Source organism: Acidithiobacillus sp. (genome assembly GCF_023256195.1).
Lineage (GTDB): Bacteria > Pseudomonadota > Gammaproteobacteria > Acidithiobacillales > Acidithiobacillaceae > Acidithiobacillus_A.
In genome coordinates this window covers 1-6,602 of record NZ_JAGDWX010000016.1, presented here as the reverse complement: position 1 = coordinate 6,602, position 6,602 = coordinate 1, and the positions used below count along the sequence as shown (strand labels likewise).

At 62.6% G+C, this 6,602-nt stretch carries 6 protein-coding genes; 5 read left to right on the top strand and 1 reads right to left on the bottom strand.

From position 1 onward, the window contains the following. On the top strand, nucleotides 1-810 hold an 810-nt coding region (locus Q0C23_RS03335; protein WP_291510967.1), incomplete at its 5' end, for a lysozyme inhibitor LprI family protein. A gap of 408 nt (nucleotides 811-1,218) precedes the next feature. Here the strand turns inward: Q0C23_RS03335 and Q0C23_RS03330 are convergent. Beyond that, entirely contained in the window at nucleotides 1,219-2,346 is a 1,128-nt protein-coding gene (locus Q0C23_RS03330) for a hypothetical protein (protein WP_291510966.1), read from the bottom strand. A gap of 159 nt (nucleotides 2,347-2,505) precedes the next feature. Here Q0C23_RS03330 and Q0C23_RS03325 point away from each other — a divergent pair, with 159 nt between their 5' ends. From Q0C23_RS03325 to Q0C23_RS03310, 4 genes are all read left to right on the top strand, one after another. Further along, nucleotides 2,506-4,089 (top strand): AAA family ATPase, encoded by a 1,584-nt coding sequence (locus Q0C23_RS03325; RefSeq protein WP_291510965.1) that lies wholly within the window; start codon nucleotides 2,506-2,508, stop codon nucleotides 4,087-4,089. After that, a complete protein-coding gene (locus Q0C23_RS03320) occupies nucleotides 4,086-4,943 on the top strand; it encodes a metallophosphoesterase (RefSeq protein ID WP_291510964.1) in 858 nt (285 codons plus the stop codon). The genes Q0C23_RS03325 and Q0C23_RS03320 overlap by 4 nt, the downstream gene beginning before the upstream one ends. Beyond that, nucleotides 4,940-5,854: a metallophosphoesterase gene (locus tag Q0C23_RS03315; RefSeq protein ID WP_291510963.1), complete on the top strand. Its 915-nt coding sequence runs from the start codon at nucleotides 4,940-4,942 to the stop codon at nucleotides 5,852-5,854. The genes Q0C23_RS03320 and Q0C23_RS03315 overlap by 4 nt, the downstream gene beginning before the upstream one ends. Nucleotides 5,855-5,984: 130 nt before the next feature. Continuing rightward, on the top strand, nucleotides 5,985-6,602 hold a 618-nt coding region (locus Q0C23_RS03310), incomplete at its 3' end, for a type I restriction-modification system subunit M N-terminal domain-containing protein (RefSeq protein WP_291510962.1).

The window sequence follows — 6,602 nt, the reverse complement described above, 5'->3', positions numbered from 1 at the left end:
CGCGTACTGTCCCAGCGGCCGGCAGAGTTTGGTCCTTGGCCGGGTGCCCAGATCTTGCGCATCGTGGAGAAACCTGGGGGATATGGCACCTGTGATGCGGTTGCTGAAATTGTCGTCAACGGTGCGGTCAAGGCGAGTTACGTCGAGACGGCGCAAAATCCCATCCCAGGCACCGCCGCCTATCAATTTCGGATTCTGCATCTCGTACCTGGACCCTATGCCCAGCTGTCTGCCTACGGCTGGTCGACGGGAGCCGACGCGGGCAGTAGCAGCTACCAAATCTACGGTTACCAGGGTGGCGGCATGCGCCGACTCTTCAATGCTAGCGAGGAAGATGGGAAGCTATCGATCAGGACTCAGGGAAACACCCTGACCATTGGCGGTTTTCGCAGCACCAAGTGCATGGCCTGCGGTTATAGCGCCAGCGCATCCTGGCAATGGAACCCCGCGTTTGGTGGTTGGCTGCTAGAGAAGGATAATCCCAGGGCGGTGGATTTTGCCACCTATCTCAATGCCCCGACGGTCATTGCCAGTGACAACGCCGAGTCCGCCCACGCCGAGGCGGTAGCCCAATATCAAACCTTGACACAGCAACTTGGACAACGCTACGAAGCTCTCATGCATCAGGCCAACCCTGCTCAACAGCGGGATCTCAAGACCCAGGAGGTCCATTGGATCGAGAAAAAGCGGCAGGAGTGCGGTCCGAGCACCCCGGCGCTCCAGCCAGGGCATGGCAGCGCCCTGGAATGCCTGATCGGGCAGACCCGGGAGCGACTGCAGGTGCTATCTTTCGGGCTTTCCGGGCTGTAAGAAGACCGGCTAATCCAAGGCCCGAACAGTAAGTCGATAGACGACAAAACGGCTGCGCGCCCTCGGACCGGATTCAGATCCGGGTATCGACGATGGAGCGCTGAAGATCCGGGCTGGCGACGGCTGGGTCCATCCCCCCGTATTTTGGCAGTGGGCGAGTGCCATTGTGGCGCCAAAGTGGCTCCACTTTGGCTCCACTTTGGCTCCACTTTGGCTCCACTTTGGCTCCACTTTGGCTCCACTCTGGTGTCCGATTAGCGTGCCCAAATGCACCGAAATGAGCATGCTGATCAGGAAAAATCCTTCATCGCGGTTTTGCGTACGCCAAAGGCGCGACGATGGATCCGACACGTCCGCACCTAGCGGGGGGAGTAGTTGAAGGCTTTTCAGCGGGCTTTTTTTCCTGCCCTATTTCCCGCCATTCTCCATGCGACTCAAAACCCGTCCCAGAATGGGTTGTCCCGGAACCGAAGCCCGGCCAACCTGGAGCGATGTTCCCTGCCGCATCAGGACGAGATCGCCAATCCCGTCGGCAGGGACCGGATTGGGCAGGCCGCAGGGACAAGGCTGCTCCAACAGTATCAGCCACAGGACCCTGGTGTGCTCATCCCGATAGAAGCGTAGGCGCTGCGCCTTGCCGTACTCCAGAGCCCTGTCCCCAAGAAAGGACCGGTCCAAGCGCACCATGCCGACGGGATACTGGCGAATATCGCCCAGAGGAAAAACCGGGACGTCGCAAGTGTCGGCATGCGCCCCGCCCAGGTCGAGCCGATGGCTCAGGGCCGCCCAGGCACGCTGACAGGCGTCGGGATCAACAGGGGTTACCGAAGGGCTTGGCCCTTCGCCTGGCGTCGCTTCGGCCGCCAATTCGGGCAGTAACCAGGGACTGGTGTCCAGGTAGAGCGTCTGCCGTAGCCAACGCGCCCACTCGTCTATTTCGGGAGCCACACTCCCCTCCTTTACTTTGGCCTCCGTGAACAGTAGAGCCCCCTGCGCCAAAGGCAGGTACAGCCGTTCTCCCCCAAGCTGACCCGCGATCTCGTCGTATTTTTTGCCCTCCGCGAAGTGGAGCAGTCGGCCATGCCGTCCCAGGCCCGGCCAGCGATCCCGCAAAACGGGATAATGATCCGGTCGCAAGGACAAAAGGACCTGCCGTGCGTCGCGGGGATGGCTCAATACGTGAATCCACTCGCGCCGGGGACGATCGCTCTCGGTGACCAGATCCCAGGCATCCTCCGGCCGCAGGTCTTTGGGAAGGCGCAGCAGGGCTTCCCGATGCTTGGCCGAGGCGACGCGCCACACATGTACTCCGGGAGCCAGCCGCAAGTCGCCTTCCACCACCTCCAGGCCGGACCAGCGCAATAACTCCAGAAGTTTGGCGTTGCTGATGGTGCGCTCGCCGCGCAACAGGCCCATCAGGTTGGAGCGACCCAAGCCGAAGCGTCGGGCCATCTCCGAGAGGCTCCAGGGCGACAGCAGGTAAAAATCCGATAGCGGTTCGAGACGGACGGGATACGAGAGCGCGGGGCGCGGCATGGCAAGCCTCCTAGGTACGGAGAAGCAATACGAACGAAATTCGTCCTGCGACCAGTCACGTCCCAGGACAAGACTATAGTACAGGTAATTTGACAAATATGCACTATCCTCGTAAGATAACGGCAATGTGGACCCACTGTCCACACAAAGGAGCCGAAGATGTTCGTTTGGTACACCGATCTCGAAGAGCGCTTGCCCCGCCTGCTGGATTGCCTGGGGGCGCTTTGCGCCAGCCTGGAGGAGAAGGACGAGCCGGTACCGTCTTGGGTTACTCGGGGACTCCCTTCTGCGCGCGAGGCCGCCAGCGAATATGCCGGGCTCCCGCCCCAGGATTGGCCTGACCGGGTACTGGAAAAAACCCAGCGTTTTGCCCTGGAGATGGCGGTCGCGTGCATCCCCTTTGGCGACCTCGCGGAAGCGGTGCAGCAGGGGGAAGGCTGCTGGAGCCCGTCGCTGGAATTTGCCTGGCAGTGGGCCATGGTGGCGGCGCAGCTGGGCTCGGAGCTCGGAGAGGCCTACGCCGTGGTACTGGCCGCCCGCCTGCGGCCGAAAGCCTATGGGACCTTCTTGCGCGATCTCTTCCGTCTTTGGTGTGCACGGTTGCGCGGCCAGACCGCTTTTTTCCTGGAGGGCCGAAACCGTATTGGGCAATGCAGCAACCTGACTCTGGAAATGGGTCTTCAGGCCGTAGCCCGGCTGGAGGACGCGGCGCTGGCCCGGGAGGTCGTTCGATTCCTCCGGGAGCGCAAAATCGAGGTGCCGCTTTCCCTCTTCTCGCTCCAGTGCGCCCTGGACCGCGTGCTGGGTGCGACGGAAAACCCGGTGGAGGGCCGGCGTGCCCGGTTGGTGGTGCTGCAATCCATGCAGTCGCCCGGCAAGGACGACGAACGCCGTGCCCTGGAGCGCTTCCGTCCCCTTTTACGCCCCCTGCCGTTGATGGCGTGGCCGCAGAGCCTGTCTTGGGCCGATACTCTGCGGCAGGAGTTTCCCTGGATGGAAGCGGCGATCAATGCGCTGGAACGGCAGCAGGTTCTGGCTCAGCGCTTGGGCGCGGACAGCCTGCGCCTGCGGCCTTTGCTCCTGCTCGGGCCGGCCGGCATGGGCAAGACCCGGTTCCTGCGCCGCTTGGGGGAAAGCCTGGGTGCACAGACGATCTTCGTGCCGCTCGCAGGTTCCAACGATAACATGCTACTCAAGGGGAGCGCGCGCGGCTGGAGCAACGCCCGTCCGGGTTTTCTGGTGGAAAGGATGTTGGAGCAACGGTGCCCCAATCCCATCGTGATCCTGGACGAGATCGACAAGGTCGGCCTGGGACGCAACAACGGACGGGTCTGGGAAACCCTGCTGACCCTTCTGGAACCGGCCAGTAGTCGCCGGGTGCTGGACGAGTTCCTCCTCGGCGAGGTCGATTATTCCGCCATCAGTTGGGTGGCGACGGCGAATCGTCTGGAGGAGTTGCCATTACCCTTGCGCTCCCGCTGGGAGATCGTTTCGGTGGGGTTTCCCGAAGCGGAGGATTTCGATCGGATCTTCGAGAACCTGCAACAGGACGTCGCTCGGGAGTACGGTGTGGACCCGGCAGCTTTGCCCGCACTGGATCGGGCTGTCCGGGATCGTCTGCAACGGGCCTTTGCCCGGAACCCCCGGTCCCTACGGGCGTTGCGGGGTGTGGTGTGTCGTCTGCTGGAGATGCAGGCCATGGCGGAGCGGCCGTCGGACCGGAATAGCGGCTGGTTGCAATGATGCGGGAACGGGCGAAGGAGCACGCGCTCGCCCTGGCCGGCGAGCCGCCGCGCTTCCTGCGCCTCCTGTCGGACATCCACGTGGATGCGAATCCACCCCATACCGTCCGTCTGGCGCCTTTGCCGACGGATAAGCAGAGTATTCTCGTCCTGGCGGGAGACTTCGGCACGCCCAAAAAGCTGGCCGACTGGCTCAAGATGGTGGCGACCCCTTTTCCACATATCGTGGCGGTGTTGGGGAATCACGATTACTGGGGTTACTCCGTCGAACGGGCAGCGGAAAAGTGGCGGGAGGGCCTGGCGAGGCATCTACCGAAGGATCGGATGGCGCGCTTCACCCTGCTGGAAAGACAAGGCGTGGACATCGGCAATATCCGCTTTTTCGGAACCACCCTGTGGTCGGATTTCGATGGCGGCGACCCCTATGCCATGCGGGCGGCACAGGAAACCCTGCAGGATCATAAGCGGATACGGTGCCATGGGGGTGCCCGGCGCTTTTTGCCGCGGGATGCTCTGGAGGTACATCTGGCCAGTAAGCTTTGGCTGGAGGAGTCCATTGCGCAGCCCTGGGCCGGCCACAAGGTCGTGATCACCCACCATGCACCGGCATGGGCATCCATTTACCCAGCCTTCCGGCAGGACGATCTGTCCGGTGCCTACGCCAGCCGATTGGAGGATGCCGTGGCGCGCTATGGGGATCAGGGGGTGCGGCTGTGGATGCATGGCCATACCCATCATGCGGTGGATTACCGTATCGGGCCGGTGCGCATCGTATCCAACGCCTTCGGCTACCCGAGGGAAGGAACCGGGGTGCGCCTGGATCAGGTGATTGAACTGGAGGAACAGGTTCCATGAACCCCCGTGTCTGCACGCATCCGGCCAATCGCGCGGGCCGGGATTTCATCGTGGGGGATCTGCACGGCCATCCCGACGCCTTGCAAATCCTCCTGGATCGTGTCGCCTTCGACGAGGACACGGATCGCCTTTTCAGCGTGGGCGACCTGGTGGATCGCGGCCCGAACAGTGCCAAGGCGCTGGATCTGCTGGATGAACCCTGGTTTCATCCGGTGCTGGGTAATCACGATGCCATGCTGCTGGCCACGTTGAATCTGGAGCATGTGCGAGAGATGCGGCGGGAGGAAGCCCAACGGACCGCTGCCTACGCCGATCTCTTTGCCCGCAATGGCGGCTGGGACTGGCTCCGCCACTTTCGGAGGGAGGAAGATCGGTGCGAACAGTGGCGGTCCGCGTTGTCTCGGCTGCCTTTGGTACGCATCGTCGACCCGATGGATACTTCCCCTGCCGGACGTTTTCATGTGCTTCATGCGGAGCTGGCTGCGGAACAGGGAGCGGGCGTGGCGGTGCTCTGGAACGATGCCGATCTAGACGACGCGGAGCATCCCCGGTGGCGGGAGGCGCACCCGATTATCGGCTATGACGCGGTGGGTACTTGGGAGGAGCATATCCTTTGGGGGCGGGAGATACGCTATGCCCTGACTCACGACGTGCCCATCGTCCCGGCAGGGCTGTCCCGCACCTATGTCGGGCACACCATTACCCCGCCGCGCCGGGGAGCCTTGTTGCAGGTCGCTGGGCATGTGTTTCTGGATACCGGTGCGGCCCATCTGGATCCGACGGAGCGATACCGCGATCAGGGCCTGACCCTGTTTTGCCATCCGGAAGAACGGGGCTGGATGCTAACGGTATCGGGCATCCAGGAAGTGCGGTTGAATCCGCCCTCGATGGGCAGGCATAAGGAGTGGTAGGCCATTCCACGGCATAACAGCACAACAGCGAAGGGGACAGCATGCCGCGCGGACCCGCCAGGTAGAAGACAGGAAAACCGCCAGCCAGAGCCTGGAATCCAAGCTCTGGGTCACCGCCGACTACGAGAATGTGGTGCTGGGCCTCATCTTCCTGGAGTACATCTCGGACCGCTTCGCCCAAACGCGTACGGAAATCCATGCGGAAGGCCTTGCGGGCGGCAACGGCGCCGACCCAGAAGACCGCGACGAATACACGGCGGAAGGCGTGTTCTGGGTGCCCGCGTCCGCTCGCTGGCATGTGGTACAGGCCGCCGCCAAGCAGACGAACATCGGCAAGCGCATCGACGACGCCATGACCGAGATCGAAAAGGAAAACCCCAGGCTCAAGGGCATCCTGTCCAAGGGCTATGCCCGCCCTACCCTTGATCAGCGCTGCCTGGGGGAACCGGTGGACCTCATCGGCACCATGGGCCTGGGCACTGCCGAACATCAGGTCAGGGACACCCTGGGCTGGGTCTATGAATACTTCCTGGGCATGTTCGCCAGCACCGAGGGCAAGCGCGGTGGCGAGTTCTGCACCCCAGCTTCGGTGGTGTGTCCTGGTGACCATGTTGGCCCCCTACAAGGAGCGCATCTATGGCCCCTATTGCGGGTCCGGAGGTATGATCGTCCAGTCCAAAAAGTCCATCGAATGGCCTCCTCGCCCAACAAGACGGATAGGGCCTCTTGCATCTGTCCCGACGACACC